Annotated in this window: 16 protein-coding genes and 1 pseudogene; 11 read left to right on the forward strand and 6 right to left on the reverse strand. The window is 42.8% G+C overall.

Annotated features, from left to right (window positions below; translation table 11 throughout):
• Nucleotides 1–24: 24 nt before the first annotated feature.
• The 3 genes from ABEB05_RS02830 to ABEB05_RS02840 are packed head-to-tail and all read left to right on the forward strand — an operon-like array spanning nucleotide 25 to nucleotide 2,541.
• Entirely contained in the window at nucleotides 25–459 is a 435-nt protein-coding gene (locus tag ABEB05_RS02830; RefSeq protein ID WP_265787346.1) for a FixH family protein, read from the forward strand.
• A 23-nt stretch (nucleotides 460–482) separates the two neighbouring features.
• Complete coding sequence (locus ABEB05_RS02835) at nucleotides 483–1,940, forward strand: 4Fe-4S binding protein (protein ID WP_265787347.1); 1,458 nt, start codon at nucleotides 483–485, stop codon at nucleotides 1,938–1,940.
• A gap of 43 nt (nucleotides 1,941–1,983) precedes the next feature.
• Nucleotides 1,984–2,541 (forward strand): hypothetical protein, encoded by a 558-nt coding sequence (locus ABEB05_RS02840; protein ID WP_265787349.1) that lies wholly within the window; start codon nucleotides 1,984–1,986, stop codon nucleotides 2,539–2,541.
• Nucleotides 2,542–2,599: 58 nt separating this feature from the next.
• Here ABEB05_RS02840 and nadE read toward each other — a convergent pair whose 3' ends face one another.
• From nadE to ABEB05_RS02860, 4 genes and pseudogenes are all read right to left on the reverse strand, one after another.
• Nucleotides 2,600–4,471 carry an NAD(+) synthase gene (gene nadE / locus ABEB05_RS02845; protein ID WP_265787350.1) on the reverse strand — a complete coding sequence of 624 codons (1,872 nt, stop codon included), beginning with the start codon at nucleotides 4,469–4,471 and terminating at the stop codon, nucleotides 2,600–2,602.
• Between the two features lie 260 nt (nucleotides 4,472–4,731).
• On the reverse strand, nucleotides 4,732–5,358 hold the full coding sequence (locus ABEB05_RS02850; protein WP_265787351.1) for a serine hydrolase domain-containing protein: 627 nt from the start codon (nucleotides 5,356–5,358) through the stop codon (nucleotides 4,732–4,734).
• Between the two features lie 598 nt (nucleotides 5,359–5,956).
• A pseudogene (locus ABEB05_RS02855) lies at nucleotides 5,957–7,180 on the reverse strand (RNA polymerase sigma factor).
• A gap of 50 nt (nucleotides 7,181–7,230) precedes the next feature.
• Nucleotides 7,231–7,587 carry a YciI family protein gene (locus ABEB05_RS02860; protein ID WP_265787355.1) on the reverse strand — a complete coding sequence of 119 codons (357 nt, stop codon included), beginning with the start codon at nucleotides 7,585–7,587 and terminating at the stop codon, nucleotides 7,231–7,233.
• A 533-nt stretch (nucleotides 7,588–8,120) separates the two neighbouring features.
• Between ABEB05_RS02860 and ABEB05_RS02865 the strand changes: the two genes are divergently transcribed.
• Entirely contained in the window at nucleotides 8,121–8,726 is a 606-nt protein-coding gene (locus tag ABEB05_RS02865) for a toxin-antitoxin system YwqK family antitoxin (protein ID WP_265787357.1), read from the forward strand.
• Nucleotides 8,727–8,751: 25 nt separating this feature from the next.
• Here ABEB05_RS02865 and ABEB05_RS02870 read toward each other — a convergent pair whose 3' ends face one another.
• Nucleotides 8,752–9,039, reverse strand: coding sequence for a hypothetical protein (locus tag ABEB05_RS02870; protein ID WP_265787359.1), 288 nt, complete (start codon nucleotides 9,037–9,039; stop codon nucleotides 8,752–8,754).
• Between the two features lie 99 nt (nucleotides 9,040–9,138).
• Here ABEB05_RS02870 and ABEB05_RS02875 point away from each other — a divergent pair, with 99 nt between their 5' ends.
• Nucleotides 9,139–9,327, forward strand: coding sequence for a hypothetical protein (locus ABEB05_RS02875; protein ID WP_265787360.1), 189 nt, complete (start codon nucleotides 9,139–9,141; stop codon nucleotides 9,325–9,327).
• 394 nt (nucleotides 9,328–9,721) lie between these two features.
• A complete protein-coding gene (locus tag ABEB05_RS02880) occupies nucleotides 9,722–10,060 on the forward strand; it encodes a site-specific integrase (RefSeq protein WP_265787362.1) in 339 nt (112 codons plus the stop codon).
• A 13-nt stretch (nucleotides 10,061–10,073) separates the two neighbouring features.
• On the opposite strand, the gene ABEB05_RS02885 is transcribed toward ABEB05_RS02880, so the two are convergent.
• Nucleotides 10,074–10,817, reverse strand: a complete 744-nt coding sequence (locus tag ABEB05_RS02885; protein ID WP_265787364.1) for an NYN domain-containing protein — start codon at nucleotides 10,815–10,817, stop codon at nucleotides 10,074–10,076.
• Between the two features lie 327 nt (nucleotides 10,818–11,144).
• Between ABEB05_RS02885 and ABEB05_RS02890 the strand changes: the two genes are divergently transcribed.
• Genes ABEB05_RS02890 through phoU form a run of 5 tightly spaced genes read left to right on the forward strand, consistent with a single transcriptional unit; the run spans nucleotide 11,145 to nucleotide 15,491 of the window.
• Nucleotides 11,145–12,104, forward strand: a complete 960-nt coding sequence (locus ABEB05_RS02890) for a PstS family phosphate ABC transporter substrate-binding protein (RefSeq protein ID WP_265787366.1) — start codon at nucleotides 11,145–11,147, stop codon at nucleotides 12,102–12,104.
• Nucleotides 12,105–12,150: 46 nt separating this feature from the next.
• Nucleotides 12,151–13,026 carry a phosphate ABC transporter permease subunit PstC gene (gene pstC / locus ABEB05_RS02895; RefSeq protein ID WP_265787368.1) on the forward strand — a complete coding sequence of 292 codons (876 nt, stop codon included), beginning with the start codon at nucleotides 12,151–12,153 and terminating at the stop codon, nucleotides 13,024–13,026.
• On the forward strand, nucleotides 13,019–13,870 hold the full coding sequence (gene pstA / locus ABEB05_RS02900; RefSeq protein WP_265787370.1) for a phosphate ABC transporter permease PstA: 852 nt from the start codon (nucleotides 13,019–13,021) through the stop codon (nucleotides 13,868–13,870). Before pstC ends, pstA begins: the two co-directional genes overlap by 8 nt.
• Nucleotides 13,871–13,912: 42 nt before the next feature.
• Nucleotides 13,913–14,746, forward strand: coding sequence for a phosphate ABC transporter ATP-binding protein PstB (pstB, locus tag ABEB05_RS02905; protein ID WP_265787372.1), 834 nt, complete (start codon nucleotides 13,913–13,915; stop codon nucleotides 14,744–14,746).
• Nucleotides 14,747–14,780: 34 nt separating this feature from the next.
• Nucleotides 14,781–15,491 carry a phosphate signaling complex protein PhoU gene (gene phoU, locus ABEB05_RS02910; RefSeq protein WP_265787374.1) on the forward strand — a complete coding sequence of 237 codons (711 nt, stop codon included), beginning with the start codon at nucleotides 14,781–14,783 and terminating at the stop codon, nucleotides 15,489–15,491.
• Nucleotides 15,492–15,505 lie beyond the last annotated feature (14 nt).

The following is a 15,505-nucleotide window of genomic DNA, read 5'->3' on the forward strand; positions in this document are numbered from 1 at the left end:
AGGTACTGATTAGCTTTGAATCACTTGTACCGTTGTATTTATAGCAATCATTGGTCAGAGAACTATTCGCAGGTATTGGGTCTCTTATTTTTACTTTTACTATTTGGGTCATTAACAGCAGGATGTGCTTCAAATGCGGAAAAACATTCAGATATCAGCCTCAGTTGGGAAGTAGAACCTGATCCGCCCAGGGTTGGGAGAACTACGATGGATATCACTCTAACCGATAGTACGAACCAATTGATAAAGGGGGCCAAAGTTGAGCTGCAAGGGAATATGTCACATCCGGGTATGAAACCGGTGGTGGTAACTGCCGAAGAGGTGAAACCGGGACATTATTCGGCTGATTTTGATTTTACAATGGGCGGTGATTGGTTTTTTATCATAACTTCAACGCTTAGTGATAAACGGGTTGTGGAACGAGAAATTACAATACCCGGAGTTCGTTCAAAGGAATAATAACAGGATAACAACAGGCAGTAATGGGCTACAATAATCCTACAGGGCAAGGCGGATCCGCAACAAACCTGTTGGATCTTCCACTCATCGGAGATTTTTTGCGTTGGCGCCACTCCCGCATGTTTATGCAGAGTATCATGTTGATCATTGCCCTTGCAATGATTTTACATGGGTTGCTTGGTCCGCAACAAGCTCCCAGAAATCTTTCAACGCTGCTTACGTGGGTTCATTACCGTGGTGTCTTGGTACTAATACTGCTGGTAGCGGGTAACTTTTTCTGTATGGCCTGTCCGTTTATGCTACCGCGGGAGCTTGCAAGGCGCTTTTCCAAGCCCGTACGAAACTGGCCGCGATGGCTACGAAACAAATGGCTTTCTATCGGATTATTTGTTCTGATTCTATTTTCCTATGAGTATTTTGACTTGTGGGGATCTCCCTGGTGGACAGCCTGGCTTATCATTGCTTATTTCTCGGCCGCACTCCTTGTGGATGCATTCTTTAAAAAGGCTTCCTTTTGTAAATATGTATGCCCGATCGGACAGTTTAACTTTATCTCTTCCACCGTTTCTCCGCTTGAGGTCAAGGTAGCGGATCCTGATACCTGTTTGGAATGTACCACAAAAGACTGCATTAAAGGCACTCGTGATCCAAACGACCATGATAAGGTTGTTCAGCGGGGATGTGAGCTTGCCCTTTTCCAGCCGAAGAAAGTAGGTAACATGGATTGTACTTTTTGCATGGATTGTGTCCATGCCTGTCCCCACGACAATGTTGCCGTTTCCACGAAGGTACCGGGAAGCGAACTGTGGGCAGACACACGTCGGTCTGGAATCGGACGTTTTGGAAACCGCAAGGATCTGTCCGTGTTGGCGCTAGTTTTTACGTTCGGGGCGTTGCTGAATGCCTTCGGGATGGTTAGTCCGGTTTATGCATTTCAGAACTGGCTTGCAGGAATCATGAATACCACCTCGGAAGCCACGGTCTTGGGCACCCTGTTTTTTTTGATGCTTGTTGTGGAACCGATTGTTTTGTTGGGGCTGGCAGCTTATGGCACCAGCAGCTGGACCGCAACCGGCGAAAAACTGCTTCCCGTGGTTATGCGCTATTCCTATGCGCTGGTTCCCTTTGGGTTTGGTTTATGGGTCGCTCATTACAGTTTTCATTTCCTGACTGGTATATGGACTTTTGTTCCGGTAATTCAGGAAATGCTTGCAGATTGGGGAATCCCTATTTTCGGAGCCCCAGCTTGGCAATTATCTGGATTACCAGAACAGCTCGTATATCCACTGGAACTGGGTTTTCTTAGTTTGGGTTTATTAGGTTCACTTTTAGTGACATATCGTATCTCATTCAGAGAATACAAGGCTCGTCCCTGGCAGGCATTTATTCCCTGGGCCGTTCTTTGCGTAGTATTATTTTGTGCAGCGTTATGGTTGCTTAACCAGCCTATGGAAATGCGGGGTACATTTCTCGGGGGATAGACGGAAACTTGATCAGGAAAAATAATAAGGAATAATAGCTTAAATGAATACGCCTCAGGATAATGTAAGTACTCGAAAAAGGAAATGGTATTATGCCATGGTTCTTATTTGTTGCCTGATTCTTTGGGCACCCAAGACCGATGCCCATGAAGGACCGCCTTTTCGTATTATTGTTGACCAGGAGGTAGGCCCTTATTTAGTAACGGTTTGGACCGATCCTGATATTGGTATAGGGACCTTTTTTGTGGTTCTGGAACCCATCTCCGGTGATAATGAAAAGTTACCGGAGATATCCGCGGTTAAGGTTGGCGTTGCGCCTACTTCCGGGAGACTTGAAGAGAAAATTTATTCAGCGGAATCGCAACAAGTAAGAAATGGCGCCCGGTATCTTGCTGAAGTAGAGTTCGATCAAGGGGAGATGTGGAAGGTGCGGGTAATAATAGAAGGACAGGATTGGGAAGGAGAGCTTAATTCCGAAGTAGAAGCTACCCCTGATGGTTCAATCGGACCGATTGTTATTGTAATTTATGCGCTTCCCTTTATTGGTATTGGTATACTCTGGATTCGTGCAATTATGCGTAGACGGGAAACAGAAGAGTGAATATTTCGAGCCATGTGCATGGCATTTGCAATACAAAACAGGAGGGAGAGATGCATTATTATATTTCCTTTAGCAGTTTTTCTTTTATCTCCCCGTACCTGTGGGTAAAATGAACGCCGATTTGGGATTCCCGAAGATCAAAGCCAAAAGCTCTTTTGCTTACCACAATAATGGGTGGTGATTGGATACGTTTAAAATAATTGGTTTTAAAAAGTGTCCAGGTATGCTCCAGGTCTTTTATAAAATCCTGGTGGCTATCAAATATTTGAGATACCAAGCCCGGTTCTATACCCAACTTTTCTTCCAGGCTTCCATCCCTATAATAACTGAGTATATCTTCCGGATCGAGCCGGAATTCTATAAAGGCTTTCAGCAACTGATCATGGTAGGGATAGACAAAGGGATCTCCTTCTCCATTCTCGATATTCTGTTTATCACTCAGTTCGGCCGAAGCGGGGATATCAAAAAGTTTGTCGGGGAAAATATTCTCATCTTCGATGGAATTGATGTGGCGGCAAAGGTCATAGACTTCGGTTTTATAGAGATCCGCAATAGGAGCCAGGGCACCGTTAATATCCCCGTAAATGGTGGCATAGCCGGTAGCCGTCTCACTTTTGTTGCCGTTATTCACAAACACCGCCCCCAGGGCAGAGGCAATGCCGGCTATTATCCGGCTTCCCCGGTCGCGGGCCTGTATATTTTCCCGCACCAAAGAATTGAGCGGTAGCTCAGTTGTTTGGCCGGAGCCATCCAGTCGTGTAAATTCAGTGTTTTCAAACTGCTGGACGGTATAATCAAAAGCTTTCTGTATGGGGACAATCGCATAGTTTAGATGAAGGGTTTCGGCCAGCTCCTGTGCGAGTCCCTTCGTGATATCCGAGTTGAATTTCGAGGGCATATTTACCGCATACACATTGTCCGCTCCCAATGCCCTGCAGAGCAGATATGCGCTCAGGGAAGAGTCGACGCCACCGCTTATGCCGATGACCACTTTTGAGGCATTGATCAGTTCGAAAAACTGTTGAATTCCATATATCAAGCCCTCCAATAATTCTTCATTATCTTTGTTCGCTGAAAGTGCCGGTTTCTTTTGCCCCTCTTGGTGATCGCCATTCAGGGGTACCCGTAAAACTTCTTCTTTATAGTCTTCTGCGACTTTACGTACCGATCCATTAGGATTATAGACCGTGGTGTCTCCATCAAAGAGGTATACATTTTTCCCATTATTCTGGATACCAATATTATTCACATAGATAAGCGGTGCCGAATGATTTTTTAGACGATCTTTTACCACCCGGTGGCGCTTGTCATTTTTCCGCCAGGTCCAAGGGGAGCAGGAAATATTGATAATACATTCCGCTCCCTTAGACAAGAGTATTTGGATAGGATCGGCAGCATAATCATCGCTCCACATATCTTCACACAGGGTAATGCCGATTGTTCTCTGTTCACCATTGATATCTACTTGTAACGGCTGCAAGAAATCCTCTATCGCAATATCCTTATCCGCGGACAGTTTCCGGGCAGAATAGAAGTGGCGATCATCTTCGAACTCCCGGTAATTGGGATGCAGCGTTTTGTGGAACTTTCCAACCATCTTTCCGTTCTGAGCGGCAAAGGCGGTGTTCAGTTTTCGGATTCTTCCGTCTTCCCCCGCGGCATCTTTATTTATATCTACATTTCCCCATACCACTACTATTCCTTCGGACGATTCAACGATCTGTTCGTTATACCGGTAGCAGTCGGTAACAAATGCCTTATTTTGCCATTCATCGCCAATAATATAGCCCGGTACGGCCATCTCGGGAAAAACTACGATATCATCTCCCTTGGCTTTTGCTTCTTCAATATGGCGGATGATCTTCCTGGTATTTTCATCCGGATGGCCCGGAGAGACTTCGATCTGGCATGCTGCAATATTTAAATCCATGTGTTAAATAAATGCTGTATGATTAAAGAAGCTATCGCTGTTATTATTAGCTTTACGGAATACCCGGATGGGGTAGGCCACCAGGCAAACTACAGATAGGGTTAGGATACTAATTTTAACCTCATCAATCCAGACTTTGAAATTATTACTCCGCAACATGTAGTCTGGCTGAAGGATGCTAACTATCGTCCAATACTGCCTGTAGCAGACAATCCCGGGAAGGGTATTAATATCAGTTAGGCAAGGAGAGATTTCTCTTATCAAAAATGGGGATTGTCTGTTGACTTTAAAGGCCAATTATAGTTTTTACTCCTTTTATTATAAATCGGACCGAGTCTATTGTCCCAGTGGTAAGTTAGCCCCGAGGTATGGGTAAGCAGATCGCGAATAGTGACCGGATTTTCTGCTGGTGTCGTTGTCGGATCTGAACTGGTACTGTTTTCTGAATCCGCTAACACGCGGGCATTTTCAAAAGCGGGAATATATTTTGAAACGGGATCGTTGAGCAGAAACCGTCCTTCTTCGTAGAGCATCATAACAGCCGCCGTTGTGATAGGCTTAGTCATGGAGGCAATGCGGAAGATGGTGTTTTCCTTCATGGGGATATTCTCCTCAAGGTCTTGCATGCCGGACGCATTCAGGTAGGCGATTTCTCCGTCCCGGGCAATGAGTACCACGCTTCCGGCCAGCTGGCCCTCTTCAATGTTATGTTCTATCTCACGGGTGAGATGCTTTAATCGATCACTTGACAGGCCAACCTCCTCCGGTGGGGTAACGGTAACTGAAAGATCATTAACGTCAGCCGACCGGGCTTTTACGGGGCTGTTTAAAAGACCAACTCCAGCGATGAGGAATAGAAACAACAATCCCCAAGCGAATGAATTCATTACATTGACTTGCTTTGAATCAGAATCAACCCGGAATGGGGATTCGCTATTTTTGTTAAAACCAGCACTGTTCCTATGCCTTATAGATTTGTAGAATCCCATCATCATCCTCTGTTTAAGTAAGTTATTATATTAATTTGCATCGTATTGAACGACCTTGCAGCCTACTACATGCACCGTCGGCGAAGCATTAACCACCCATTCCCAAGTGTTAGAATACATGCTATGGTGCGTAGGAGACCAATGAACAAACTACGTAGGCTGTATATTAGGTGCGTAATAAAAATTGTTTTTTGATAAATAATGAACGGGGAGCTAAAAAGCCAAAAGATTGTCAGAGGGCTAGACCCTTTTAACCCGCTATACTCACAGAGAGTAACTACTACGTACCGACCGTAGTTATAACTACATACCGACTGTACTTACTACTCCAGTCGCACTGTACTTAGAAGTACAGTGGGAGCGGAGTGAAAACTAAAGACACCAACAATTGAGAGCATAACCCTGATCCGCCAGTCCGCGGAGATTTTGGATGCCGGCAGATTGAGATTTCCCTTTTAAGGAAACTGTAGAAAAAATATAACCCTGCCCCAAACAACTACAGCTTATCAATTTTTCCTAGAATAGTCTGTTTGTCGGTCTGTGTTTTGGCAAGAGACAATGCTTTTTGGAAATACTGCTTAGCCTTTTGGGTCTCAGTGTCTTTGTAGAGCTCTCCAAGAAGGGTATAGTAATAATGGTTATCTGTTAATTTCAGTTTCTCGGCTTCGGCAATGGCAGCTTCTTTTCCATGTATTTTTGAAAGGGCATACGTTCTGTTGAGTGCCGCAATGGGTGAATATTCCTTAATCAGCAGTTGATTATATAGTTGCAGAATATTTTTCCATTTTTCTTTGGTGCCTTCCTTATTTGTATGCCACCAGGCAATGCTTGCTTCCAAATGGTATTTAGAGACGTTGTTTCCTTGTGATGCCTGCTTGAGGTAATAGGCACCTTTTGAAATTAATTTCTCATTCCATAACGTTTCGTCCTGATCCTGATACAAAATAATCGTTCCATAGTCATCTTTTCTGGCTTCAAACCGAGAAGAGTGAAAGCACATAAGTGCCAGCAGGGCATTTACGGCAGGTCTATTGGTCTGTTCGTTTTCAGCAAGTAAATACGTTAATCGCATCGCTTCAAGACACAGGTCCTTTCTCAAGACCAGATCATTGCTTTCTGAATAGTAACCTTCGTTAAAGAGTAAATACAATGTTCTCAATACCGTATCCAAACGATTGTCAATTTCGGTTTCGTTAGGCACTTCAATGTCCACGTTCTCTTCTCTCAATTTCTTTCTGGCTCTGTACAGTCGTTTATTAATGGTTTCTTTGTTGGTTAAAAAGGCATCGGCAATCTCTTCAATGCCGAATCCACAAAGAATCCGAAGTGCCAGTCCGATTTGCGGTTTTTGAGAAATAGAAGGGTGGCAAACCGTAAATAGCATCTGAAGCTGACTGTCCGAGATATTTTCATCAGAAAGGTCGATGTTTGCTTCCCTGCTTTTTGGAGCGGCATATTTTATCTGTTTCGAAATTTTATTCTGGAAGAGAGCTCTACGATTAAAGTGATTCCGGGCTTTGTTTTTTGCAACCTTTTAAAGCCAGGCGGCAGGATTTTCAGGAACTCCTTTATAGCTCCATGATTCTGCGGCTGCTAAAAAGGTCTCACTTGCAATGTCTTCTGCCGTTTCAATGTGAGCGATGCCGAAGCGTTTACAGAGCACAGCCGTAATTTTGCTGAATTCTGTTCTGAATAAATGAGGGATGATCTCTTGTTCCATCTTAAAAAAATAGCTTCTGCCCTGAACAAGCAGAGCAGAAGCCAAGATTATTATTCAGGTTGTTCGTGTTTAGCAATTTTGCGTACTTCTACGCTATTGCCTTCCCCCTGCAATACCGGGCTTCCTTTTGCAAATTTTACAGCTTCATCGACAGATTCTGCCCTGACTATGATATAACCGCCGATGGTTTCTTTTATATCCCCAAAAGGTCCATTAGTTACCACATCGTCATGTTTGACAACTCTGGCGTCGTCAAAAGATAATCCATTTCCCTGGCTGACCAATTTGTCCTGAGCGGCGATATCTCCCAGCCAGTCCATGGTTTGTTGCATCCATTTTTGCATTTGTTCCGGTGAAGTCACCTCACTGCCATCTTCGTGTCTGAATATTAAAAGAAATTCTTCCATGGTACTTGAGTTTTCGTTGTTATTATTATTGAATAATGAACTTCACTCTTATAACAAACAAGTCAGGAGAAATTGGACAAAAACTGAAAATAATTTTGATATCCTTTGAGCACATGGAAAATGCCCTATAATACGACTAATTTATTATATATCATCCGTCTGATAAAATCCAGAAAATACCTTTATTATGCTTATAAAGGGTATATATGGATTTTATACGACTTGCTATTCGTATATACCGGTCGCATAAAACCACATTCTTTTCAGGCGTTTATGAAAAGATTTGGAGTAAATCGACGATTATATAATAATTTGAAATTTTTATTTTATACACTACATTTATAGAAATAATCATAGACTTCAAGAGTAAAGAATAAAAATACCACAAAACGAAGAAGAGTTGATACAGCATTTGCGGAAGCTGGAAAAGGTTTTATGAATGGCCTGCTTGAACAATACCCTGCCCCAAAACCGGTTCCAATCACAGTTACCCCAGCTGCATTATCTGTTCACTTACAAAAAAGAGATTGCCCATGATGTTTCGACAGTATTCACCGTTCCGATCAGGTTCAAAGACCGCTCTGCTCTGGCCTTTCCTGGCTTTGCTTACGCTTACGTTCTGCAGCCAAAAAGCTGATTATTCAGATTCCAAAACAAGTAAAATATACCATGATCCAGAACTTCATTTTGATGGCGAGCTCTCTGAAGAGCTCGGGAAGCCTTTGGCCACGCATTATACTTCTTCCGGAGAGCCTTTCACGGGAACCCAAAAGGTGTATTACACCGAGAATGACAGCCTGCATATGGAGCTATATTTCGAAGACGGGTTAAATACCGGTTCTGTCCAATATAAAGATGGAGACACTATTCGAATAAAGAGTGGTATATATCAGAAGTTCCCTCGCTTACAAGAAATGTATGTCAATGATCATTTAGTATATAAAGATGTTTTTCCTACTGAAAGTGAAGACGGAATGGGAAATATTCGCATGTGGCACAATAACAGACAGCTCTCCGTTAAAGTAAACTACACCGGCGACCAAGTATACCAGGGACTTATGACGGAATACGACAAAGAGGGTAATATCATCACCCAAGAGCGGTATGAGGACGGGGAAATGGTGGAGAAGATAAAATAACGAGCGTTTGTAATAGGCTCTTCGATTAGAAAACCGGAACGGGCATTCCCTCATAATACTTATCAGCCGGTGGATTAAATATCTTTTCGATACGTTGGGATTTACGGTTAATCCAGACTTCAAGAACAGGTGTTTTATTTACTGCCTGAAGCAATATTTCCTGACCGTTAGCCTTGCCATCGGGACCAAAATGTGCCAAAGAAAAAATAATTTTGTAGCGACTTTGGTCTTTACTGCTTGGCCACTCATGAGTAGGTACTTTTCCCTCCAGTATAAACATTGGTACCTCTGATACAAAAAGTGAAGCAGGCATCACATAGTTGATGAACCGTTGATCTTGAGGTTTGGGGGAGTGCCTAATTCAACAGCCGATTCATTTACTCCCTTTAGAAAAACTGATTTACATATGGATATGATACAGATCAGAAGTGACGACAATAAACTATCTACTTTGTATCTGGATTCAGAAACTGGTGAATTAATTTATGGAGGCTCTTCTTCAACTATACCAGTTTCAAAAAATCAAAATGTCGGAGCCACTATCACATTTCGCGATGATGAGTATCAATCTATGTCAATTCAAACCATTATAATTGAGTAGAATAGTATGACTCCTACAAATTGATTCAGATCTGGCTTGATTTTTTGGGTAAAGCGGGATGGCATTTAAGCGGCGCAGGGATTATTCTTTCGTAAAAGGCTACACATTTCGACAAATATTGGCAAGAAGCCAAACTAAAGCCGCGTCTGCGTCCGACTTGAAATGCCTAACCTATAATTATACAAACAAGCCAATGTCATAATGATATTATCGTGCAAAGACATAGTTTGCTAAAAATACCGTTCAAACACAAAAAACGTATTATGCTGGGATATTATCATGCATAGCGCCCCTTTTTTGTTCATATAACAGATTGACATAATATTTTTTGTAAGGATTGGTCTCTTTTTAGGTCTTACTTAAGAAAACAGACTTAAAATTAACAGGAGGGAAGATGGCAAAATCAGTATTGCTTAATAAAATGCGTACCGAAATCAGGAGACAAAATTACAGTTATCGTACGGAACAGGCCTATACGAAATGGATTGTTCGGTTTGTGAGATATCACCAGCTTAAACATCCGCTTTCGATGGGGGAGGAGGAAGTGGAGACTTATTTGAATTATCTTGCAAATGAACGAAAGGTCTCGGCTGCTACGCAAAACGAGGCGTTGTCTGCAATACTGTTTCTTTATGAAAAGGTATTAAAACGTCCACTGGGAGAAGGAATGGAATTCCGAAACATTTTAAATTCCCAAAAAGGTCTTGGAATTTTTAATCAAGGAGCTAAATAACTAGGGGATAAGGTTATTTTCGCTTGTCTCTTACATAAATGGCGGCTGCATGTCCGTGGCCGGTGGACCGCTCTTCTATCTGAAACAGCTTGACGGCTTCTACCAGCTCACCGAGCTTGCGGTAGCCGTAGTTTCGGGGATCGAATTCCGGGGATTGCTTGGCAATATAGCTGCCAACTTGTCCTAGGTGAGCCCAGCCGCTCTCATCAGAGGAAGCCTCAATGGCATTCCGGATTAGTTTTACGAGCTTGGTATCCTGTTTAAGTTCCCGGGATGACATCCGGTCAATGGAGGTGCTTTCATCTTTTTCGTCTTCACTTCTGAGGACTTCCGTATAAACAAATTTGTCGCAGGCGGCCACAAAAGGATCAGGTGTTTTCTTTTCCCCAAAGCCATAAACCGTCAATCCCGATTCCCGGATGCGGGCTGCCAGCTTGGTAAAGTCACTGTCGCTGGTAACCAGGCAAAAACCGTCAAATTCTTCGGTGTAAAGTAAATCCATGGCATCAATAATCATGGCGCTATCCGTGGCATTCTTACCGGTGGTATAGCCAAACTGCTGGATAGGCTGGATAGAATACTGGAGGAGATGTTCCTTCCAGCCCCGGAGTCGGTTCGAGGTCCAGTCGCCGTAAATACGTTTTACACTGGCGGTTCCAAACTTGGCAATTTCAGCCAGCATCCCCTCAACAATGGAAGGTTGAGCATTATCGGCATCAATAAGGACGGCCAGCTTGTTATTCGGTTCTGTATCCATCTATGTATAAAAATTTAGGCACTAAGTGGTAGTATTGGTGTTAAGGTACAGTAAAAGCGTCGGATTCCCATATCTTATTCCAGGGCCCGCATAGTACCCGGATTTGTTAGGTGGAGTCAGACTTCCTGCAAAACTGAAATAGAATAATTGCTAAATGAATATTTTAACTATTTAAATAGCATATACTTATATAGTATATGTAGATTTATTATAGATCCATATTAAAAATTTAACATTAGCTTAACAATACTTTGCTTTCAAAAACTTACCTTAGCTTTCTCAAATTTTAAGGACAGCACACATATAAAGTCTAAACATCCTATAATAATGAAAAAAATATATACAGCGTTATTTTTGGTTGGAGCTCTCTTCATTACTTCCTGTGGATCCGGAGGTTCTGATGATCAGATGTCCGGTGAGATTAAAATTGACGGATCCAGTACGGTATTTCCCATTTCGGAAGCAGTAGCGGAGGAATTCCGATCTGAAGCTCCTCGCTTGCGCGTTACGGTTGGGGTATCCGGAACAGGCGGAGGCTTTCAGAAATTCTTGCGGGGTGATACTGATATTAATAATGCCTCTCGAGAAATTAGTCCGGGCGAAATAGAAACGGCCGAAGAGAATGGAGTGGATTATGTACAGCTGTCAGTAGCTTATGACGGACTTTCAGTTGTGGTTCATCCAGAGAATGACTGGGTTGATCTTTTCACGGTAGAAGAATTGAAAACGATCTGGGAACCGGAAGCACAGGGAGAAATTACACACTGGAGCGATGTGCGCGAAGAATGGCCAAATGAAGAACTGCATCTTTTTGGTCCGGGTGTTGCTTCAGGTACCTATGATTACTTTACAGAAGCAATTGTAGGCGAAAGTGGAGCCAGCCGGGGCGACTTTACTGCCAGTGAGGATGACAACGTGCTGGTGCAGGGTGTAAGTACCGATCAACATGCATTGGGATTCTTTGGGATGGCCTATTACGAAGAGAACAGCGAAGACCTTAAACTGGTAGGCGTGGAAAACGATGAGGGAGAAGTCGTCAAGCCCACTATGGAAACCGTTTCAAACGGGACCTATAATCCGCTCTCACGTCCGCTGTTTATTTATGTAAACAAACAAGCTGCTCAAAAGAAAAGCGTCCAGCAGTTTGTAAATTTCTATCTGGATAATGCGGGTGAATTAGCCAGACAAATTGGTTACATTCCCATGCCGGATTCTCTTTATGAGAAACAAAAGGAAAAATTTGAAGCTTTTACAGCCTCAGATTCGGCCTCTGTAAATAATCAATAATAAAGGGGAAAATAACTTCCCGACTGATACTCCGAATGCTTTGTCTATGAAGGTGAAGGAAAAGATTATTGAAAAAGCACTGGCAGTCTGTGCTTTAATCACGATACTTACTACGGTCGGTATTATTTTGATTCTGGCCATTGAGGCATTCAGCTTTTTCAAGGAAGTATCCATTATTGAGTTTTTTACCGCTACCGAGTGGACACCGCTCTTCACACAAAAGAGTTATGGTATTTTACCACTGCTAAGCGGAACATTCCTGACGGCAACCATCGCAATTTTGGTTGCCCTGCCGATGGGACTTACCATTGCGATTTATCTGAATGAATATGCGACCAAGAAGTTTCGGAAAATTCTGAAACCCTTACTGGAGATTTTGGCCGTGGTGCCGACCGTGGTGTACGGGTTCTTCGCTCTCATGATTGTAACTCCTTTTCTAAAAACATTTATCCCTGAGTTATCCGGCTTTAATGCACTTTCTCCGGGGATTGTGATGGGGATTATGATCATTCCTTTTGTTTCATCTCTCAGTGAAGATGCCCTCAGCTCGGTCCCGAATTCTCTTAGGCAGGCCTCTTTTGGAATGGGTTCTACAAAATTTCAAACGGCATTTCGGGTGATGGTTCCGGCGGCTTCATCCGGTATCATCGTATCAGCTATTTTAGCGGTTTCCCGTGCCATTGGTGAAACCATGATTGTAGCCATTGCAGCGGGCCATCAGCCACGCTTTACCTTAGATCCAACGGTGCCTATTGAAACGATTACCGCCTACATTGTACAGATTAGTATGGGAGATGTGCCGCACGGTTCAACGGCCTATCAGACCATATTTGCAGCTGGAATTACTCTTTTTGTGTTTACTTTTATCTTAAACAACATTAGCTACTGGATTAAAGACCGATATCAGGAGCATTATGAATAATAAGGGCAGTACAAGAGATAAAATTTTTCGTTCCATAGGACTGACGGCCACTATTTCCTGCCTGCTTGTGTTGGCGATCTTTCTTGGATTTATATTATATATGGGACTGAGCCGGCTAAGCTGGGATTTTATGATGAGTCTGCCTTCCCGTTTTGCGGATCAATCGGGGATTTATACCGCTTGGATCGGTACCCTCTGGGTACTGGTATTGACCACCCTTATTTCCTTTCCACTTGGGGTTGGCGCCGGCATTTATCTTGAGGAATACGGAAAGAAAACCCGGCTAAACAAGCTATTGGAAATTAACATTGCAAATTTGGCCGGAGTCCCATCCATTATTTACGGTTTACTTGGTCTGCAGGTTTTTGTGCGGATGATGCAGATGGGGAGCAGTATTCTCGCAGGTGCTCTTACGTTGGCACTGTTAATTCTGCCTATTATAATTGTAGCTACACGTGAGGCCGTTAGTGCTGTTCCAAGTTCTATCAGGGAAGCTTCATTGGCTATGGGAGCATCCAAATGGCAGACTATTTGGAAACAAGTTTTACCAGCTTCTTTCGGGGGTATTCTCACAGGTGTTATTTTGGCCCTTTCCCGGGCCGTGGGAGAGACAGCCCCGCTTATTGTGGTAGGCGCATTGGCCTACGTTCCCTTTGCTCCACGGGGACCGTTAGATGAATTTACAGTACTGCCTATACAGATTTTTAACTGGGTATCGCGTCCCCAGCACGAATTCGCAATAAATGCTGCAGCGGCTATTATTGTGTTACTATTAATTACTTTTATAATGAATGGTATCGCCGTCTATTTACGCAATCGCTGGCAAAGCAAGATGGACTGGTAATAGTAATTGTATATAATTTTGATGATAAGATATTTTTAAACTATGGATGAAGTTAGCTCAAAACCGTCAGGGCCTAAGGCTTCAAAGCAGAAAACAAAGCCTAAAGTTACAGATGGAACAAAAGACTATAAGCTGCGGGCCAAAAATATTGATGTCTTCTATGGCGATTTTCAGGCTGTTTATGATATCTCATTAGATATTCTTGAGCAGTCGATTACTGCTTTTATTGGTCCGTCGGGTTGCGGTAAATCTACTTTTCTTCGCTTATTCAATCGCATGAATGATTATATTGACGGTTTTAAGATGAATGGGAGTATTCTGCTGGAGGGACAAGATATTTATGAACCCTCCGTCAAAGTAGAGGAGCTTCGGAAGAAAATCGGCATGGTATTCCAGAAGCCAAATCCTTTTCCAAAATCAATTTTTGAAAATGTGGCGTACGGATTGCGCATCCAGGGCATAAAGGATAAAGAATTTATTGAGCAGCGTGTAATTGAATCCCTGAAGCAGGCCACGCTCTTTGATGAAGTGAAAGATAATCTCGAAAAACAGGCACTATCTCTTTCCGGGGGACAGCAACAGCGCCTTTGTATTGCTCGTACGCTGGCGGTAAAACCCTCCGTGCTGCTCATGGATGAACCCACTTCTGCGCTTGATCCTATATCAACCGCAAAAATTGAGGAGCTTATTTTCGAGCTCAAAAAGAAATATACCATAGCTATTGTAACCCATAATATGCAGCAGGCAGGACGTATTAGTGATAATACCGCTTTCCTTTATATGGGAAAGCTCATTGAGTATGGAGATACACAAAAAATATTTACGAATCCGGAAAAAGATCGCACACAAAATTATATAACCGGTCGTTTTGGATAATATTTCCAAATTTATAAACGAAGAGGTTTGATTTATGTCAAATTTAGATAATGAAATTAAGTTACTGAAAGACAATATCTTAGAGCTGATGTTCATGGTTAAGAATCAGCTGGAAAAAGGTCAGCGGGCACTGGACAGTTTTGATGAAGAGCTGGCTGAAGAAATTACCATCAATGAAAAAAGGGTAGATAGCCTGGAGCTCACAATCGACCGGGATTGCGAAAACCTACTAGCCCTGTATAATCCCGTTGCTGTAGATCTTCGGTTTGTGATGGCTTCCTTTAAAATAAACTCTGACCTGGAGCGTATTGGAGATCATGCTAACAGTATCGCCAAATATATACTGGATTTCGGTGAGGCGATGGATGAGGAATCCATCAAAAAAATGCAGTTAGATAAGATGTATAAAACCTCACTCCGCATGATGAGTAATATATTTAATGCCTTTATCACCGAGGATACAGATTTAGCCCGCAAGGTCTTTAAACTGGATAAAACGCTCAACCAGATTAACAGGGAGGCTTCTTCGATAACGACCGAACTAATTAGTGCAGATGTAGAACATACCCAAAACTATCTTTACCTGTTTTCGATTATCCGGAAACTGGAGCGGGTTGGTGACCTCACGAAAAATATTGCAGAAGAACTCATTTTTTATATCGAAGCGAAAGTCCTTAAGCATCAGAAAATGAAGTCGAAGAATGGGAATGGGACTAATGATGAGAATGGAAATGAAGAAAAATAGGCTCATTCTCTGCC

This window comes from Fodinibius salicampi, assembly GCF_039545095.1.
In the GTDB taxonomy this organism is placed as follows: Bacteria; Bacteroidota; Rhodothermia; order Balneolales; family Balneolaceae; genus Fodinibius; species Fodinibius salicampi.

What these genes read in the sequence shown, in the direction of transcription:
- ABEB05_RS02835 (WP_265787347.1), top strand. Translation starts at nt 483, where the DNA reads ATGGGCTACAATAATCCTACAGGGCAAGGCGGATCCGCAACAAACCTG.
- ABEB05_RS02840 (WP_265787349.1), top strand. Translation starts at nt 1,984, where the DNA reads ATGAATACGCCTCAGGATAATGTAAGTACTCGAAAAAGGAAATGGTAT.
- nadE (WP_265787350.1), bottom strand. Translation starts at nt 4,471, where the DNA reads ATGGATTTAAATATTGCAGCATGCCAGATCGAAGTCTCTCCGGGCCAT.
- ABEB05_RS02850 (WP_265787351.1), bottom strand. Translation starts at nt 5,358, where the DNA reads ATGAATTCATTCGCTTGGGGATTGTTGTTTCTATTCCTCATCGCTGGA.
- ABEB05_RS02860 (WP_265787355.1), bottom strand. Translation starts at nt 7,587, where the DNA reads ATGGAAGAATTTCTTTTAATATTCAGACACGAAGATGGCAGTGAGGTG.
- ABEB05_RS02865 (WP_265787357.1), top strand. Translation starts at nt 8,121, where the DNA reads ATGATGTTTCGACAGTATTCACCGTTCCGATCAGGTTCAAAGACCGCT.
- ABEB05_RS02870 (WP_265787359.1), bottom strand. Translation starts at nt 9,039, where the DNA reads ATGCCTGCTTCACTTTTTGTATCAGAGGTACCAATGTTTATACTGGAG.
- ABEB05_RS02875 (WP_265787360.1), top strand. Translation starts at nt 9,139, where the DNA reads ATGATACAGATCAGAAGTGACGACAATAAACTATCTACTTTGTATCTG.
- ABEB05_RS02880 (WP_265787362.1), top strand. Translation starts at nt 9,722, where the DNA reads ATGGCAAAATCAGTATTGCTTAATAAAATGCGTACCGAAATCAGGAGA.
- ABEB05_RS02885 (WP_265787364.1), bottom strand. Translation starts at nt 10,817, where the DNA reads ATGGATACAGAACCGAATAACAAGCTGGCCGTCCTTATTGATGCCGAT.
- ABEB05_RS02890 (WP_265787366.1), top strand. Translation starts at nt 11,145, where the DNA reads ATGAAAAAAATATATACAGCGTTATTTTTGGTTGGAGCTCTCTTCATT.
- pstC (WP_265787368.1), top strand. Translation starts at nt 12,151, where the DNA reads ATGAAGGTGAAGGAAAAGATTATTGAAAAAGCACTGGCAGTCTGTGCT.
- pstA (WP_265787370.1), top strand. Translation starts at nt 13,019, where the DNA reads ATGAATAATAAGGGCAGTACAAGAGATAAAATTTTTCGTTCCATAGGA.
- pstB (WP_265787372.1), top strand. Translation starts at nt 13,913, where the DNA reads ATGGATGAAGTTAGCTCAAAACCGTCAGGGCCTAAGGCTTCAAAGCAG.
- phoU (WP_265787374.1), top strand. Translation starts at nt 14,781, where the DNA reads ATGTCAAATTTAGATAATGAAATTAAGTTACTGAAAGACAATATCTTA.